The 16513-nt window shown below is 74.1% G+C and carries 16 protein-coding genes and 1 riboswitch; of the genes, 3 read left to right on the forward strand and 13 right to left on the reverse strand.

Annotated elements, in window-relative coordinates; all coding sequences use genetic code 11:
• Positions 1-112: 112 nt before the first annotated feature.
• From ACRB68_RS05780 to ACRB68_RS05790, 3 genes are all read right to left on the reverse strand, one after another.
• A complete protein-coding gene (locus ACRB68_RS05780; RefSeq protein WP_153531130.1) occupies positions 113-877 on the reverse strand; it encodes a fumarylacetoacetate hydrolase family protein in 765 nt (254 codons plus the stop codon).
• 36 nt (positions 878-913) lie between these two features.
• Positions 914-2029, reverse strand: a complete 1116-nt coding sequence (locus ACRB68_RS05785) for a cellulose binding domain-containing protein (protein WP_153531131.1) — start codon at positions 2027-2029, stop codon at positions 914-916.
• An 81-nt stretch (positions 2030-2110) separates the two neighbouring features.
• Positions 2111-2485, reverse strand: coding sequence for a hypothetical protein (locus ACRB68_RS05790; RefSeq protein ID WP_194293192.1), 375 nt, complete (start codon positions 2483-2485; stop codon positions 2111-2113).
• A gap of 228 nt (positions 2486-2713) precedes the next feature.
• Between ACRB68_RS05790 and ACRB68_RS05795 the strand changes: the two genes are divergently transcribed.
• Positions 2714-3079 carry an antibiotic biosynthesis monooxygenase family protein gene (locus tag ACRB68_RS05795; RefSeq protein WP_153531132.1) on the forward strand — a complete coding sequence of 122 codons (366 nt, stop codon included), beginning with the start codon at positions 2714-2716 and terminating at the stop codon, positions 3077-3079.
• A 58-nt stretch (positions 3080-3137) separates the two neighbouring features.
• Here ACRB68_RS05795 and ACRB68_RS05800 read toward each other — a convergent pair whose 3' ends face one another.
• The 5 genes from ACRB68_RS05800 to ACRB68_RS05820 form a co-directional block, all read right to left on the reverse strand.
• The gene (locus ACRB68_RS05800; protein ID WP_153531133.1) at positions 3138-3416 is read right to left on the reverse strand and encodes a GNAT family N-acetyltransferase; all 279 of its coding nucleotides are present in this window, start codon (positions 3414-3416) and stop codon (positions 3138-3140) included.
• A 39-nt stretch (positions 3417-3455) separates the two neighbouring features.
• Entirely contained in the window at positions 3456-5033 is a 1578-nt protein-coding gene (gene cimA, locus ACRB68_RS05805; RefSeq protein WP_153531134.1) for a citramalate synthase, read from the reverse strand.
• A 200-nt stretch (positions 5034-5233) separates the two neighbouring features.
• Positions 5234-5737 (reverse strand): hypothetical protein, encoded by a 504-nt coding sequence (locus ACRB68_RS05810; RefSeq protein WP_153531135.1) that lies wholly within the window; start codon positions 5735-5737, stop codon positions 5234-5236.
• A gap of 13 nt (positions 5738-5750) precedes the next feature.
• Entirely contained in the window at positions 5751-6854 is a 1104-nt protein-coding gene (locus ACRB68_RS05815; RefSeq protein WP_153531136.1) for a branched-chain amino acid aminotransferase, read from the reverse strand.
• Between the two features lie 166 nt (positions 6855-7020).
• A complete protein-coding gene (locus ACRB68_RS05820; RefSeq protein WP_153531137.1) occupies positions 7021-8076 on the reverse strand; it encodes a 3-isopropylmalate dehydrogenase in 1056 nt (351 codons plus the stop codon).
• A 117-nt stretch (positions 8077-8193) separates the two neighbouring features.
• Positions 8194-8383, forward strand: a riboswitch (cobalamin riboswitch).
• Positions 8384-8416: 33 nt separating this feature from the next.
• On the opposite strand from ACRB68_RS05820, the gene ACRB68_RS05825 reads away from it, so the two are divergent.
• The gene (locus ACRB68_RS05825) at positions 8417-8641 is read left to right on the forward strand and encodes a CbtB domain-containing protein (protein ID WP_153532332.1); all 225 of its coding nucleotides are present in this window, start codon (positions 8417-8419) and stop codon (positions 8639-8641) included.
• Positions 8641-9402 (forward strand): CbtA family protein, encoded by a 762-nt coding sequence (locus tag ACRB68_RS05830; RefSeq protein ID WP_235958749.1) that lies wholly within the window; start codon positions 8641-8643, stop codon positions 9400-9402. The genes ACRB68_RS05825 and ACRB68_RS05830 overlap by 1 nt, the downstream gene beginning before the upstream one ends.
• 19 nt (positions 9403-9421) lie before the next feature.
• Here ACRB68_RS05830 and ACRB68_RS05835 read toward each other — a convergent pair whose 3' ends face one another.
• From ACRB68_RS05835 to ACRB68_RS05855, 5 genes are all read right to left on the reverse strand, one after another.
• Positions 9422-10090: a (2Fe-2S)-binding protein gene (locus tag ACRB68_RS05835; protein WP_207709577.1), complete on the reverse strand. Its 669-nt coding sequence runs from the start codon at positions 10088-10090 to the stop codon at positions 9422-9424.
• A gap of 390 nt (positions 10091-10480) precedes the next feature.
• Positions 10481-12070 carry a phosphoglycerate dehydrogenase gene (serA, locus tag ACRB68_RS05840; protein ID WP_153531138.1) on the reverse strand — a complete coding sequence of 530 codons (1590 nt, stop codon included), beginning with the start codon at positions 12068-12070 and terminating at the stop codon, positions 10481-10483.
• Between the two features lie 165 nt (positions 12071-12235).
• Positions 12236-12868, reverse strand: coding sequence for a thymidylate synthase family protein (locus tag ACRB68_RS05845; protein ID WP_153531139.1), 633 nt, complete (start codon positions 12866-12868; stop codon positions 12236-12238).
• Positions 12869-13182: 314 nt separating this feature from the next.
• Positions 13183-15786, reverse strand: a complete 2604-nt coding sequence (locus tag ACRB68_RS05850) for an ABC transporter permease (RefSeq protein WP_153531140.1) — start codon at positions 15784-15786, stop codon at positions 13183-13185.
• On the reverse strand, positions 15783-16481 hold the full coding sequence (locus ACRB68_RS05855; RefSeq protein ID WP_207709648.1) for an ABC transporter ATP-binding protein: 699 nt from the start codon (positions 16479-16481) through the stop codon (positions 15783-15785). Before ACRB68_RS05855 ends, ACRB68_RS05850 begins: the two co-directional genes overlap by 4 nt.
• Positions 16482-16513: the final 32 nt, after the last annotated feature.

A 16513-nucleotide genomic window follows, 5' to 3' on the forward strand; every position in this document is an offset into this window, starting at 1 on the left:
GGGAAGCCCTCCAGAAGGCCGTCGCGGCAGGCGAAGCCCGCTGGAACGGCGGTGCCCCCGGCCGCCGTGGAGGCGGGCCGGGGGCACCGGTGCGCGGGGGCCGGGCCCGGGGTCAGTCCCGGGAGACGACGCGGTTGGTGAGGGCGCCGACGCCCTCGACCGTGACGGTCACCTCGTCGCCGACCTCCAGCGGGCCGACGCCCGCCGGCGTGCCGGTGAGGATGACGTCGCCGGGCAGCAGCGTCATCACCTGGCTGACGTAGGCGACCAGGCTCGGGATGTCGTGCTGCAGCTGCGAGGTGCGGGCGTCCTGGCGGACCTCGCCGTTGACCGTGGTGGTGATCGCCAGGTCGGCCGGGTCGACCTCGGTCTCGATCCAGGGGCCGAGCGGGCAGAAGGTGTCGAAGCCCTTGGCGCGGGTCCACTGGCCGTCGCGCTGCTGCAGGTCGCGGGCCGTGACGTCGTTGGCCACGGTGTAGCCGAGGATGGCCTCGGCGGCGCGCGAGGCCGGCAGCTCGCGCACCAGCCGGCCGATGACGACGGCCAGCTCGCCCTCGTAGTCCACCCGCTCGGACAGCTTCTCGGGGTAGGCGATGTTCTCGCCCGGGCCGATCACGGCGGTGGAGGGCTTGCTGAACAGCACCGGCTCGGCGGGCGGCTCACCGCCCATCTCCCGGGCGTGCTCGGCGTAGTTCTTGCCGATCGCGATGATCTTGCTCGGCAGGATCGGCGCCAGCAGCCGCACGTCGGCCAGCGGGAGCCGCTGCCCGGTGAAGGTCAGCTCCCCGAACGGATGGGGCGCGACGACGGCGATGGTGTTCTCTTCGACCACCCCGAAGGCCATGCCCTCGTCGGTGGAGAACCTCGCGATACGCATGGTCCCGAGCCTATCGACCCGGGACCCGCGATCAGGTCAGAAGCCGCACGGGCGGTCGTTCAGGCGGCAGCCGCGCGGCTGCGCGGCCGTGCCCCCGGCGCCGTAGCGGATCTCCCAGACGGCTCCGACGGGGACGGCCGGGGCGCCGTCGGCGTTGCGGATCTCCACCTTCGAGCCGCGCCGCACCAGCTTGCCGCCCCACAGGTTCTTCACGTAGGAGCGCGGCGCCTCGAAGGTGAGCTTCCAGGAGCGCATCGGCTTGCCGGTGGTGTTGGTGAAGGTCACCCGGCCCTCGTAGTAGCCCTCGTCCTGCTGGACGAGCTGGTAGGTGACGTTCTTGCCCTGCACCAGCGGGCCGACCGGCGGGGCGGTCGCGGGCGGCACGCTGGGGCCGCCCTGCGGGGGCGGGCCGCCGCCCGGATCGGCGGTGGGCTGGCCCGCGGTGGGCTGACCCGGGGACGGCTGCCCGGCGGGCGCGGACGGCTGCCCGGAGGCCGGGCCCGAGGGCTTGCCCGTCGGCGCCTGGGCGGAGGAGGGCGGAGGCGGGGCGGCGATCCCCTCCGGCTTGTCCTTGCCGTCTCCGCCGCTCAGCAGGACCGCCGCGCCCACACCGCCGGCGACGACCAGCAGCGCGAGGACGCCCGCGATGATCAGCACCGGGCCACGGGAGCGCGACGGGCCGCCCTGCGGCGGCGCGGGCGCGGGGGCCGGGGCCGGCGGCATGGGCGACCCGGCGGGCGGGGACGGCGCCTGGTAGGAGATGGCCGGGATCGGCGGCAGCGGCGGAGGCGCCGGCTGCTGGAACCCGGCGGGCGCCTGCTGCGGTCCGGTGGGCGGCTGCGGAGGACCGGCGGGCGCCTGCTGCGGCCCCGTGGACTGCTGCATCGGCAGGTCGGTGGCCGTGGCGGGCGCGGCGGCCGGCGGCGCGGGCTGCGGGGACGCCTGCGGCGGGTCCGTCATGGTCGAGTCCAGGTCGACCGGCGCCGCGCGGGGCGGGTCGGTGACGGTGGAGTCCAGGTCCACCGGCTTCGGCGGGTCGGACATCGTCGCGTCCAGGTCGACCGGCCCGGGCTCGGGCTTCTTCGCCGGGATCTTGAACTCGGTCGTGCGCCGGTGGTCCGCCGGACCCCGCCCGCTGTCCTCGCCGCTCAACTCGTCACCCTTCGCGCCACATGGGAGTCATCGGCACTCCGACGGCCGGCGGGCCGGTCCGGTTCACCCGGGGGGCGCCGGTCAGCCGGCGGGGGCGGGCTCCAGGCCGCGCCGGGCCGCCTGCCGCTGGTGCCGGTTGAGCATATCGGTGATCAGTTCGATGGCGCCCGGGGCGCCGGTGCCCGCGGCGCCGCTCAGCCAGCGGCTCGCCTCGGCCAGCAGGTCCTCGGTGTCGGCGGGGCCGGGGCGCTGCTGGTCGGCCAGCCGGCCGAGCACGTCGCCGAGCCGCAGCCGGGCGTCCGCGCGCCCGGCCTCGGCGGCCTGCCGGTACCAGTCCGCGGCCCGCCGCAGGTCGCCGTCGCGCTCGTAGAGGCCGCCGAGGCCGAGGGCGACGTCCACCCAGGTCTCGCCCGCGGCATGGCCGAGGGACTCAACGCTCGTGGGGCGGACGGACATGGGTTCACTCCGGAAGGGGGTCGGGACCGGCACGCGGACGACGGCACGCGGCCTTGGCTACATATGGTGGCCGTCACATCGCGGCTCCGCCACCGTTTTGGTCAGATTTAGCGAACTTTCATGTAGTTGCCTCGGCACGGAACGCGATGATCCCTGCTCAGTGCCGCTACGGGCGGGGCAGGGGCCGCCGGATAGGGTCGAGCCGATCCGCAACGAGGGAGGTCCGGCATGTCCGTGGTCAAGATCAATGTTCTCACCGTGAGCGCCGAGATGCGCGACGAGCTGGAGCGCCGCTTCTCCGGCCGGGCCGGGCTGGTGGAGTCGGCGGACGGGTTCGAGGGGTTCGAGCTGCTGCGCCCGGTGGAGGGCACCGACCGCTATCTCGTCTACACCAAGTGGGCTTCGGAAGAGGACTTCCAGCGCTGGACGGAGAGCCAGTCGTTCCAGCGCGGCCACGCGCAGGCGGCCAAGGAGGCGGCCGGGGACGCGGCCACCGGTCACGGGCACGGCCACGGGCACGGCGGCCCGGCGTCGAGCGGCGCGGAGCTGTGGAGCTTCGAGGTCGTGCAGAGCGCCTCGCCCAAGAAGGCCTGAGCACACGGCGACGGCCGCGGAACCCGGCAGGGGTCCGCGGCCGTCGCCGTCCCGTCGCTCAGGCGAGAAGGTCCTGGTAGTCGGGATGCCTGTCGATCCAGGCCTTGATGAACGGGCACTGCGGCACCACGGACAGGTCCCGCGACCGCACGTCGTCCAGGGCGCCGCGGGCGAGCGCGCTCCCGACGCCCTTGCCCTCGAAGGCCGGGTCCACCTCGGTGTGGGTGAACACGATGGAGCCCGCGTCGAGCCGGTACTCGGCGAAGCCGGCGAGCGCGCCGTCCTCGCGGATCTCGTAGCGGCCCTGGCCGGCGTTGTCGGTGATCTGTTGGCTCATGGTCTCGTCAATGCCCGCGACCGGCCCGGTGATTCCCGCTCAGCCCGCCTCGTAGCCGGCGTGCAGCAGACCGTAGGTGACGGCCTCCTCCAGCGCCTGCCAGGACGCGGCGATGACGTTGTCCTCCACGCCGACCGTGCCCCACTCGCGCTCGCCGTCGGTGGACTCGATGAGCACCCGGGTGCGGGCGGAGGTGCCGTGCGCGCCCTCCAGGATGCGCACCTTGTAGTCGACCAGCTCCAGCTTGGCCAGCTCGGGGTAGAGCCGGCCGAGCGCGACGCGCAGCGCGCTGTCCAGCGCGTGCACCGGGCCGTTGCCCTCGCCGGTGGCGATGATCCGCTCGCCCTTGGCGTGCAGCTTGACGGTGGCCTCGCTGACCATCGTGCCGTCGGGGCGGCGCTCGACGATGGTGCGCCAGGACTCGACCTCGAAGTGGCGCGGCCGGACGCCGGTCAGCTCCTCGCGGAGCAGCAGCTCGAACGAGGCGTCGGCGGCCTCGAAGGTGTGGCCGGTGGACTCCAGCTCCTTGACCCGGTCCACCACCTGCCTGGCCTTGTCGCCCGACAGGTCGAAGCCGAGCTCGCGGCCCTTCAGCTCGACCGAGGCGCGCCCGGCCATGCTGGACACCAGCATCCGCATGTCGTTGCCGACGGTGGCGGGCTCGATGTGCTGGTACAGGTTCGGGTCCACCTTGATCGCCGAGGCGTGCAGGCCGGCCTTGTGCGCGAACGCCGACAGGCCGACGTAGGGCTGCTGCGAGCCGAGGGCGACGTTGGTCACCTCCGACACCGCGTGCGCGATCCGGGTCATCTGCGCCAGCTGGTCGTCGCTGACCAGCCGCATGCCGCGCTTCAGCTGCAGGTTGCCGACGAGGGTGAACAGGTTGGCGTTGCCGCTGCGCTCGCCGTAGCCGTTGGCGCAGCCCTGCACGTGGGTGGCGCCGGCCCGGACGGCGGCCAGGGAGTTGGCGACGGCGCAGCCGGAGTCGTCGTGGCAGTGGATGCCGACGCGGGCGCCGGCCGAGACGACGTCGTGCACGATGTCGGCCAGCTCGTCGGGCAGCATGCCGCCGTTGGTGTCGCAGAGCGCGATGACGTCGGCGCCGGCCTCGGCGGCGGTGCGCACGACCTCCAGGGCGTAGTCGCGGTTGGCGTGGTAGCCGTCGAAGAAGTGCTCGGCGTCCAGGAAGACGCGTCGGCCCTCCGCACGAAGATGGGAGACGGTGTCGCGGATCATCGCGAGGTTCTCCGCGAGCGTCGTGCGGAGGGCCAGCTCGACGTGCCTGTCGTGACTCTTGGCGACCAGGGTCACGACGGGCGCGCCGGATTCGCGCAGGGCGGCCACCTGGGGGTCGTCGGCGGCCTTCACTCCGGCCCGGCGGGTCGCGCCGAACGCGGTGAGCTGCGCGTGCTTCAGGTTCAGCTCGGTCCGAGCCACCCTGAAGAACTCGGTGTCCTTGGGATTGGCGCCCGGCCAGCCGCCCTCGATGAAACCGACGCCGAGGTCGTCCAGATGCCGCGCGATGGCCAGCTTGTCGGCCACCGTGAGGTTGAGTCCCTCTTGCTGCGATCCGTCACGGAGCGTGGTGTCGTAGAGGTGGAATCCATCGCCTTGCATGTGCTGCAACCCTCCGAGGGATGGAACGGCCCGTACCGGGAAACAAAAAGACCCCTCACGGACGTGAGAGGTCTGCGCGCCGGCGGTGTCCCGTTAGAAGCCGGCGCGCCAGCCGATAATGACGAGGCTGTTGCGCATGATGGCGCCAGTCTGCCACACCCGTCTCGTATCCGTCACATCGCGTCTCACCTGCTGAGACGTCAGCTCTGGAACCCCACGTCGGCGACGGTGAACCGGCCGGCGGAGGTCACCGCCAGCCCGGCGTGCACGGCCTGCCCGCGGAAGATCTTGTCGTCGTCGTAGGACAGCCGGCCGGGCATCCGGCCGTCCGCGCCGGGCGTGAGGTCCAGGTGCAGCGCGACCGGGACGATGCGCCGCTCGATGTCCTCGGCGTCACTGACGATCTTGGGCAGCGCGATGGCGCGCCGCCCCGCCGCCGCCTCGGTCCAGTCCCGGGCGGCGGGCAGCAGCGCGGCGGCCGCCCGGCGGCGGATCTCCGGCTCCCCGGCCAGGATCCGCCGCACCGGCTCGCGCGCGGCCGCCAGGACGGCGGCGGCGTCACCGGGCGGCTCGTCGCGCAGGCCGAGCGTCACCTCGATCCGGCGGCCGCCGCAGGGCAGTTCGGCCCGCCACTCCCAGCGGTGGCCGGCCCACCGCTGGGAGACGGCGCCGAAGTAGGCGTCGCTCAGCTCGTCGTCCATCATCGGCCTCCCGCGCTCACGCGATCGGGTGGACCCAGCCGTAGGGGTCGGGGCGGGTGCCGTACTGGATGCCGATCAGCTCCTCGCGCAGCCGCATCGACACCGGGCCGAGGCCGCCGTCGCCGATGCCCCACTCGCGGTCGGCTCCCTTGACGTGGCCGACCGGGCTGATGATCGCGGCGGTGCCGCAGCCGAACACCTCGGTGATCGCGCCGGACGCGCAGCCGGCCTGCCACTCCTCGATGCTGATCTTGCCCTCCTCGACCGGGATGCCGAGGTCGGGGGCGAGCTTCAGCATCGAGTCGCGGGTGATGCCGGGCAGCAGCGTGCCGGTGAGCGCCGGGGTGAGCAGCCGGGTGTCCGCGCCGGAGCCGTAGACGAACATCAGGTTCATCGACCCGACCTCCTCCACCCACCGGTGCTCCACCGCGTCCAGCCAGACGACCTGGTCGCAGCCGTGCGCGACGGCCTCGGCCTGCCCGGCGAACGAGGCGGCGTAGTTGCCGCCGGTCTTGGCCGCGCCGGTGCCGCCGGGGGCGGCGCGGGTGTAGTCCTGCGACAGCCAGACCGAGACGGGCTTGATGCCGCGCGCGTAGTAGTTGCCCGACGGCGAGGCGATCACGACGAACAGGTACTCCTGCGCCGGCTGGTTCACCCCGAGCAGCTTGGTCGTGGCGAACATGTACGGCCGCAGGTAGAGGCTGTAGCCCTCGGTGCCGGGGACCCAGTCCTTGTCGGTGCGCACCAGCAGCTCCAGCGCGTCGACGAAGAGCCGCTCGGGGATCTCCGGCATCGCCATCCGCTGCGCCGAGCGGTTCATCCGGGCGGCGTTCATGAACGGGCGGAACGTGACGATCGAACCGTCGGCCTGCCGGTAGGCCTTGAGGCCCTCGAACAGCTCCTGCGCGTAGTGCAGGACCTGGCTGGCCGGGTCGAGCGAGATCGGCCCGTACGGCTGGAGCCGGGCGTCGTGCCAGCCCTTGTCCGCGCTGTACCGGATGGTGACCATGTGGTCGGTGAAGTGCTGGCCCCAGCCCGGGTCGGCGAGGATGCGCGCACGCTCCTCGGCGGGCGTCGGCCGCTCGGTCAGCGTGACGTCGAAGTCCAGGGTGCTGCTCATCTGGTGTGGTCCTCTCGCGGATCGCCGGGTGCGGCCCCGTTGCCGCCTCGGCCTTCCTTAGTCCCTATTGTCGTACTTCGTCTAGCCCCACTCCTCGGTCACGGCGCATACGGAAAACCGGGCGCGCCGTGGGGCGCGCCCGGAGTGTCCGGAAGATGGCGCGCCGCTAGCCGGCTACTCGCTTGGCGATGGCGTCGCCGATCTGGGAGGTGGCGCGGGCGCCGAGGCCCGCGCGCTCGGTCAGGTCGGCGGCGACGGCCGCCTCGACGGCGCGCGCGGCGGCGGGCGCGCCGACGTGGTCCAGCAGCATGGCGACCGACAGGATCGTCGCGGTCGGGTCGGCCTTGGCCTGCCCGGCGATGTCGGGGGCGCTGCCGTGCACCGGCTCGAACATCGAGGGGGCGGCGCCCGAGGGGTTGAGGTTGCCCGAGGCGGCCAGGCCGATGCCGCCCGCGATCGCGGCGCCGATGTCGGTGATGATGTCGCCGAACAGGTTGTCGGTGACCACGACGTCGAAGCGCTGCGGCTGGGTGACGAAGAACATCGTGGCCGCGTCCACGTGCACGTAGTCCGTGCCGACCTGCGGGAACTCCGCGCCGACCTGCTTGAGGATCCGCTGGTAGAGCTCGCCGGCGTAGGTGAGGACGTTGTCCTTGTGCACCAGGGTGAGCTTGCGGCGCGGCCGATTGGCGGCGACCTCGAAGGCGTAGCGGATGACCCGCTCGACGCCGTGCGCGGTGTTGACGCTCTCCTGGGTGGCGATCTCGTGCGGGGTGCCCTTGCGCAGCACGCCGCCGGTGCCCGCGTACAGGCTCTCGGTGCCCTCGCGGACGACGATCATGTCGATGTCGTCCGGGGTGACGCCGGCCAGCGGGGTGGCCACGCCCGGGAACAGCTTCACCGGGCGCAGGTTGACGTAGTGGTCCAGCTCGAACCGGGCCCGCAGCAGCAGCCCGCGCTCCAGCGTGCCCGACGGCACGGTGGGGTCGCCGATCGCGCCGAGCAGGATGACGTCCTGGTCGCGCAGCTCCGCCAGGACCGAGTCGGGCAGCGTCTCGCCCGTGCGGTGCCAGCGGGCGGCGCCCAGGTCGTAGGCGGTCTGCTCGAACTTCAGGTCGTGGGCGGGGGCGACGGCCTCGAGGACCTTCAGCCCCTCGGCGACCACCTCGGGACCGATGCCGTCACCAGGGACGACCGCGAGTCGGATGCTGCGGGAAGCCATGTGCGCACTCTACCGCAACGTCTCACGACCTGAGCAACCGTCTCATCATGAGAGATGGCGGTCTCGGTGCGCCCGCGGGTGCGCGCCCGCGCGACTTGACCGGACCCGCCGGCAAAGGGGACGCTCTGCACGACAAGTAAACAATCGAGGCGGCAGTGCGCAGGAACCCGGTGCGATTCCGGGACGGTCCCGCCACTGTGACCAGGGAGTCTCCCCCGCACGCGACCACGGCCGGCGATCCGGTTGGAAGGTCGGAGGGAGACGGCGATCTGGGAGTCAGGACACTGACCTGTCGTCCTCCCGCTACCGGGGCGAGTGAACCCCGTGAGGAGACCCTGCCATGGCCCAGTCCGCCGTTCCCGCGCCCGAGACCGCCGCGCACCCGGCACCCGTGCGCATCCCGCTCCGCGAGGTGCTGCCCTGGGCGGTCTTCGCGGCCGTCCTCGGCGCGGTCCTGATCTACTTCATCGGCGCCGAGCAGGGCGCCACCTCGGTGTTCTCGGGCACCTGGGTGCACGAGTTCACCCACGACGGCCGGCACCTGCTCGGCTTCCCCTGCCACTGATGGCGATGCGCGCCCTGCTGGTCCGGGGCATGATCGCCGGGCTGGGCGCGGCGGCGGTGGCGCTGCTGGTCGCCTGGATCTACGGCGAGCCGCAGGTCGGCCTCGCCATCTCCTTCGAGGAGGCGAGGTCGGCCGCGCACCACCACGGCGGCGGCGCTCCGCACGTGCACGAGCCCGAGGTCGTCAGCCGCACCGTGCAGAAGACGACGGGCCTGATCACCGCGCTCGCCTTCTACGGGGTCGCGCTCGGCGGCCTGTTCGCCATCGCGTTCGCCGTCGCCTACGGGCGGCTCGGCGCGCTCGGCGCCCGCGCCACCGCGGCCCTGGTCGCGATGGCGGGGTTCGTCGCGGTCGAGCTGGTGCCGTTCCTGAAGTACCCGGCGACGCCGCCGGCGGTCGGCAGCCCCGAGACGATCGGAAGCCGCACCGCGCTGTACTTCGGGATGATGGCGCTCGGCGTCCTCGCCACCGCGGCGGCGGTCATCGTGTGCCGCCGGCTGGCGCCGCGGCTCGGGCTCTGGAACGCGGCGATCGTGACGGCCGCCGGGTACGTGGTGCTGCTCGGGATCGTCTTCCGGGCCACGCCGAAGCCCGACGCGGTCCCCGCGGAGTTCCCGGCGTCGGTGCTGTGGGACTTCCGGATCGCCTCGCTCGGCCTGCAGTTCGCCCTGTGGACGACGCTGGGCCTGCTGTTCGGGTACCTGACCGAACGCGCCGTCGCCCGGCAGCGGGCGGCGCGGCCGGTGCCCGCGAAGGTGTGACCGGGTGCTCCTGCCCCGCTCAGCGGGGCAGGAGCGCGCAGTCGCCGCACATCTCCCCGCCCGGCGGCACCTTGTAGTACAGGCAGCAGCTGCGGCGGGCGAAGCCCTTCGCGCCGAACCCGCCCGTGCCGCGCAGCGGTTCGCGGGCGAGCAGCTCGCGGGCGATGGCCCCCGCCGCGGCGGGCAGGCCCGGCCGCAGCGCCCCGGCCAGCGCGGACGCGGCGTTGCCCCACATCAGCCCGTCGGCGAGCCCGGCGACCTCGCGGAACGTCTCGCGCAGCGGCACCAGCTGGCCCTCGACGACGCTGCGGTGCAGCAGTCCGGCCGCGTCGCCGTCCACCCGCCATCCGGCCGGGCCGGCCAGCCACAGCGCGATCGGCGCGCCCGGCGCCCAGCGCCAGTGCAGACCGGTCAGGTCCGGGACGATCCCCCGCGCCGCCGCGGCGAGCATCGGCGACCACAGCCGGGACGCCAGCCCCTGGAACAGGATCGAGGCGGCCACCCGGCGCTCGCCGGTGCCGAGCCGCTCGGCGTACCGGCCGGTCAGGTCGGCGAGCCGCGCCGGGTCGGCTTCGGGCATCGGCCGCCAGGTGGGATCGGCGGCCTCGGCCGGATCGGTGACGATCTCGAAGTAGGGGCCGAGCCCGGCGACGGCGCGCAGGGCCGCCACCACTTCCGCACCGGTCAAGCCCGCCCCTGTTCGTCTGCTACGTGCTCACTTGCCGGAGCTGCCGCCGTTGTCGCGCCGGTCCAGGGCGGTCTGCAGCGCGCGCGCCGCCTCGTCCCGGGAGTCGTCGGCGGGCGCGGCGGAGGTCTGCTCGTTCATGGTGTCGCTCCAGTGATCCTCAGAGAACGTACTGCTGTTGTCCGCAGACCCGCCAGGGCGCCGTGGTTCGCACGGACCGGCCGTCCAGGGCCTGCTCGCGGCAGCGAAGGTTCACTTGCGAAACGCCGCTCGATACACGGCCACGGTACCTCCGGTCCGCCGGTGCGTCCCGACCCGTGGCCGAAAATCCCACCAGATGAGACATGGCCGCCGCGCATCCGGCGCGGCGGCCACACCTGCCTGACCTGGGGGTCAGCCTTCCAGGTCCACCCGGCGGCCCATGTCGGCGCCGACCTCGGTGCTGATGGCGTCCACCAGCTGCTGCGGGATCGCCGAGTCGACGGTCAGCGCGATGAGCGCCTTGCCGCCCTTGGCGTCCCGGCCGACCTGCATGCCGGCGATGTTCACGCCGGCGTCGCCGAGCAGCTTGCCGACCGCGCCGACCATGCCGGGCCGGTCGGTGTAGGAGAAGAAGCCCATGTGCGCGGTCGGCACCAGCTCCATGTTGTAGCCATTGATCTCGATGAGCCGCTCGGCGTGCTTGGGGCCGGTCAGCGTGCCCGACACCGAGACGACCTCGCCGTCCGCCATCGTGCCGCGCACCTGCACCACGTTGCGCCAGTCGGGGCTGTCCTCGCTGGTGGTGAGGGTGACCTCGACGCCGCGGTCGCGGGCCAGCAGCGGCGCGTTGACGAACGTCACCGCCTCCTCCACCACGTCCACGAACACGCCCTTCAGCGCGGCCAGCTCCAGCACCTTGACGTCGTGGCCGGTGATCTCGCCGCGCACCACCACGTCGAGGCGGACCGGCACGCCGCCGGCGAGGGCGGTGAAGACGCGGCCGAGCTTCTCGGCGAGCGGCAGGCCGGGCTTGACGTCCTCGGCGACCGCGCCGCCCTGCACGTTGACGGCGTCGGGCACGAACTCGCCCGACAGCGCCAGCTTGACCGAGCGGGCGACCTGGGTGCCGGCCTTCTCCTGCGCCTCGTGGGTGCTGGCGCCCAGGTGCGGGGTGACCACGACGTTGTCGTGGTGGAACAGCGGGCTGTCGGTGCACGGCTCGGTGCTGAACACGTCGATGCCGGCGCCGGCCACCCGGCCGTCCTTGACGGCCAGCTCCAGGGCGGCCTCGTCCACGATGCCGCCGCGCGCGGCGTTGACGATCCGCACGCTCGGCTTGACCTGGTGCAGCTCCTTGTCGCCGATGAGGCCGAGGGTCTCGGGCGTCTTCGGCAGGTGCACGGTGATGAAGTCGCTCTCGCGCAGCAGCTCGTCGAGGGTGACCAGCCTCACCCCGAGCTGCGCGGCGCGGGCGGCCTGCACGTAGGGGTCGAAGGCGATGACGTTCATGTCGAAGGCGGCCAGCCGCTGGGCGACCAGCACGCCGATGCGGCCGAGGCCGAGCACGCCGACGGTCTTGCCCTGCAGCTCGACGCCGGTGTACTTGGAGCGCTTCCACTCGCCCTGCTTCAGGGCGGCGTGGCCCTGCGGCACGTTGCGGGCGGTGGCGAGCAGCAGCGCGATCGCGTGCTCGGCGGCGGTGACGATGTTGGAGGTCGGGGCGTTGACGACCATGACGCCGGCCTTGGTGGCGGCCTCCACGTCGACGTTGTCCAGGCCGACGCCGGCGCGGGCGACCACCCGCAGCTTGCCGGCGTGCTGGAAGACCTCGGCGTTCACCTTGGTGGCGCTGCGCACGATGAGCGCGTCCACGTCGGCGACGGCGGGCAGCAGCGCGGCGCGGTCGGCGCCGTCCACGCTGCGTACCTCGAAGTCCGATTCGAGCACGGCGATGCCGGCCGGGGAGAGTTCTTCAGCGACGAGGACCACGGGCTTGCTCAAGGAAGAATCCTTTGAAGGTAGGTGTGCGGGTGCTGTGCGTGACGTCGCGAGTCCACCTCGTCGTAGCGCTCGCCTGGGGCGAGTGTATCCCCCATGGGCGGCCCGGTTCGCGGACCTGGAGATACGCGGCTTTCGTCACGTCCGTCCCCTAGCCTTCCAGGCGCCTCAGGCGGCGTGGCCCTCCGGCAGGGCGGCCAGGATCGCGGCGACCCGGTCGGCGTCGGCGACCTCCACGTGCGGCACGTCGACGAACACCCGCAGCGGGCCGGCCGGCAGCCCGAGCCCCTCGGCGACCTCCAGCTGGACACCGCGCAGCGGGATGTAGGACAGGTAGCCGCGGTAGACGTTCTGCGACCGGAACATCGCGGTCATGATGAGCCGGTAGCCGCGGATGCGGAACGACAGCGCGACCAGGCAGGGGACGGCGTCGGCGGCCTCCCCCGGCACGGTGAGCGAGATCCAGGCACTGGTCGTCCAGGGCCGGGCGCGCAGCAGGCCGGTGACCCAGCGCAGCTGGTCCACGCCGTGCAGGTCGCGCAGCCGCGCCCCGTACTCGCCGAGGCGGCCGCCCGCCCGGTGCGCCCGGTGCTTCAGCCGGGCGCGGTCGCCGTACTCGCCGAGGATGGGGTCCTCCCAGCTGAGCGAGGCGATCTCGAACAGGATGGGCGGCCCCTCGATGATGGGCCCGCGGTCCTCCATGCCGGCCGTACCGGCCGACCAGACGTGCCGCAGGACCGCGATCCATGCCCGTCCGCAGGTCTCCCAGCGCTGGACGGATCCGCCGGCCGGGGCCGCCATCTCACGTCTCCCCGCCACAATTCACCCCGCACCGGGGATTGTTGAACGGGGAATTACCTGCGCCCGGGAAAGGGGACCGGGTAATCGCCTGCACCGGGCTCGCCACGCCGTCGTCCATGATTCCGCCCCACCGCCGCCAGGGCATGGCGACCACGGGGTTTGCGCTGGTGCGCGCCGGTGCGCCCGGCCCTTGACGACTCTTTACCTAAGTATCGGACAAACAACACGAAATGGGTAGAGTCCGCTTTCCTGGAAGCTACTGGACCGCCTGTCCAAAGGCCGTCCATCCCGTGCCGGCCATCCCGTGCCGGCCGTCACGGCGCCGCCCGCCGCGCCAGCGGCAGCCGGGACCGGGTGAAGACCCCGGCCGCCAGCGTCGCGGCCAACGGCAGCCCGACCATGATGAGGGCGAGCAGCGACCACGGCATCGCCACGATCACGCCGTGCGCCGGGACGCCGTCCGGGGCGTCGGCGGTGAGCGGCCCGGCGACCGCGATGCCGGGCACCAGCCCGGCGGCGACGCCGAGCCAGCAGCCGACGAGCGCGATGAACCCCGCCTGCCCCATCATGAGCAGCCGCCGGGTCCGCGGCCGGGCCCCGATCGCGGCGAGCGTGGCCAGGTCGGCGCGGGCGTCGGCGGCCGACAGCCCGGTGGCGATCAGCGAGCCGCCGAGTGCCAGCACGGCCGCGGCCGCCGCCAGCAGCAGCAGGGTCCCGTCCACCTTCCCGGTGAAGCCGCGCTCGACGTAGACCGAGGAGGCGTCGCTCCGGTTCGCTCCGGACAGGACGGTGAACCGCTCCTTCAGCCGGTCCTCCTCCTGCGGGCTGACGCGGTGGTCGGCGCGGTCGATCCCGTAGGCCGCGGTCGTGACCGGCAGGCCGAGCCGCCGGGCCACCGCGGGCGGCACCAGGGCCTCCACGTGCACGTCCTGTGGGACGGCGAAGGCGGGCAGGCCCGGCAGCTCGCGCACGGGACGGGGCTGCTCGTCGCGCATCACCGACACGGTGGCCGTGGTCGTCGCGGTGGGCCTGGCGTCGAACAGCACGACCTTGCCCGCCGCCAGCGCGGCGCTGACGGCCGGGTCGTCGCGGCCGAGCAGCAGTCGTGCCTCCCGCGCCCCGCCCACCAGAGGGCCGAACGACAACATCCTCACGCCGTCGGCGCGCTCGGCGGAGAAGGACACCGTCGGGCACTTCGCCGCGTCCTCGGCCGGGCAGGCCGAGCCCTCGCCCGGCAGCGCCCGCAGCGGGACGGCCGGCACGCCCGGCAGCTCCTGCCGGATGACGGCCTCGGCCGCGCGGGCCGCGCCCGGCCCGTCCGGCAGCCGCAGGACCGCCGACCCCATGGGCAGCTCCGGCCGGTACTCCAGGCGCTCCTGCGCGTGGTCGCTGGCGCCGCCGATGCCGAGGACGGTGACACCGGCCACCACCGCCATGATCGCGGCGACGGCGGGCGCGGCCCGGCCCCGGTTGCGGGCCCCGTCGCGGACCGCCAGCCGCAGCGGCAGCGGCAGCACGCCCGCGAACCGGCCCGCCGCGCCGACGATCGCCGGTCCGGCCAGCACGCAGCCGATGATGATCGCGGCCGCGCCGGCGGCCGGCCCCAGCTCGTGCAGCGGCCCGGAGGCCAGCGTGCTGAACAGCATCCCGCCGCCGACGAGGACCGCGCCCGCGACCGGCCAGCCGCGGCGGGCGCGGCCGGTCTCGCGGCGGCCGGCCAGCGCCGCCACCACGTCCATCCGCGCGGCCTGCCGGGCCGGGACCGACGCCGCGGCCAGGCCGCTCAGCACGGCCAGCAGCATCGCCCCGGCGATCGGCGCCCAGGGCACCTCCAGCGGCCCGAGCCGCCGGTCCCCCAGCAGCTCCAGCACCGGCTTCAGCGCGGCGGCGCCGCCGATCCCGAGGACGGCGCCGCCGATCGCGGCCAGCGTCCCGGCGGCCAGCCCGGTCCCGAGGACGATCCAGCGCAGGTGCGGCGCCGCGCCGCCGGACGCCGCGACCAGCGCGAGCTGCCGGCGCTGCCGCCGGATGCCCACCGCGAAGGCGGGCCCGGCCAGCAGCACGATCTCCAGCATGATCATCGCGCCCGCCAGCACGTACACCGGGAGCATCGACCGCAGCTCGTCGGCCTCGGCCGCCGTGTCCCGCGGCCCGGCGCCGGCCGGCGGGTCCTGCACCACCGCGCGCGACAGCGCGGTGAGCCCGGCCTTGTTCAGATCCTGGACGTCGGCCCAGGTCACCGCCCTGCCGGCGGCGAGGAGCCACTCCTGCGTGGCGCCCTCGGCGGACCGTGCCCCCGGCGGGGTGAGCACGATCGGCGCGGTGTGGTCGCGCGGGTCGCGCACGAAGCCGACCAGGCGCAGCGTCCTGTCCTCGCGGAACAGCCGCACCGGCGCGCCGATCCGGAAGCCGCGCCCCGCGTAGTCGGGCGGCAGCGCGACCTCGTCGGCGGCGGCGGGCGGCCGCCCCTCGGTGACCTCGTACAGCCCGCGGGCCAGCGGATCGCGCAGGTCGATCTGGACGCCCGTGGCCGGACGCGCGCCGCGCGGCGTGACGACCGCCGTCGGGATGTTCCTGGTCCAGGGGACGATCCGCGCGCCCGCCCCGTACCGGGCGGTGACCGTCTGGGCGACCTCCGCCGTGGTCCAGGGCCGGCCCTGGCCGCGGGCCTCGGTCACCATCCCGGTCAGGTCCTGCCGGACCGGCCCGTGCCCCTCCCCCGCCAGCCGCGCGTCGGCGGCGCCGACCTCGTAGGGCAGCGCCTCGCGCGGCGACCACTCGCTGGTCTTGAGCAGCACCGCCAGCCCGGCCAGCACCGCGACCGGCAGCCCGATCATGCAGAGCACCAGGGCCGTGCGCCCCTTGGCCCGCACCGTCTCCCGCCACGCGATCCGCAGCGCCGCCCTACGCCCGCTCACGAGCGCTCCAGGAGGGACTCGGGGGTCGGGCGGGGGGCGGTGGCGTCGACCAGGCGGCCGTCGCGCAGGAAGACCACCCGGTCCGCCCAGGCGGCGTGCCGGGACTCGTGGGTGACCATCAGGCAGGCCGCGCCGGCGTCGCAGCGGGCCCGCAGGATGCGCATGACGTCCTCGCCGGTCCGGCTGTCCAGCGCGCCGGTCGGCTCGTCGGCGAGCACCAGGCGGCGGTCGCCGACCAGGGCGCGGGCGATGGCGACGCGCTGCTGCTGGCCGCCGGACATGTCCTCGGGGAACCGGTCGGCGAGCTCGGCGACGCCGACCTCGCGCAGCGCCATGACGGCCTCCCGGCGCGCCTGGCGGGCGCGCACGCCGTCCAGCTCGCGGGGCAGCATGACGTTCTCGGCGGCGGTGAGGCCCGGCACCAGGTTGAGGTCCTGGAAGACGTAGCCGATGTGGCGCCGCCGCAGGCCGGCCAGGCCCGCGCGCGACAGCGTGCCGAGGTCGGCGTCCTCCACGACGATCCGGCCGGCGGTCGGGGTGTCCAGCCCGCCGGCGAGGGTGAGCAGCGTGGACTTGCCCGATCCGGACGGGCCCATCACCGCGACGAACTCGCCCGCCGCGACGCTGAGGGAGACCTCGCGCAGCGCGTGCACCAGGCCCGCGCCGGTGCCGTGGTCGCGGGAGACCCCGGTCATGGCCAGCACGCTCTTCGGCGAAGCCTCCTGCG

This window comes from Actinomadura macrotermitis, assembly GCF_009604375.1.
Classification (GTDB): domain Bacteria; phylum Actinomycetota; class Actinomycetes; order Streptosporangiales; family Streptosporangiaceae; genus Spirillospora; species Spirillospora macrotermitis.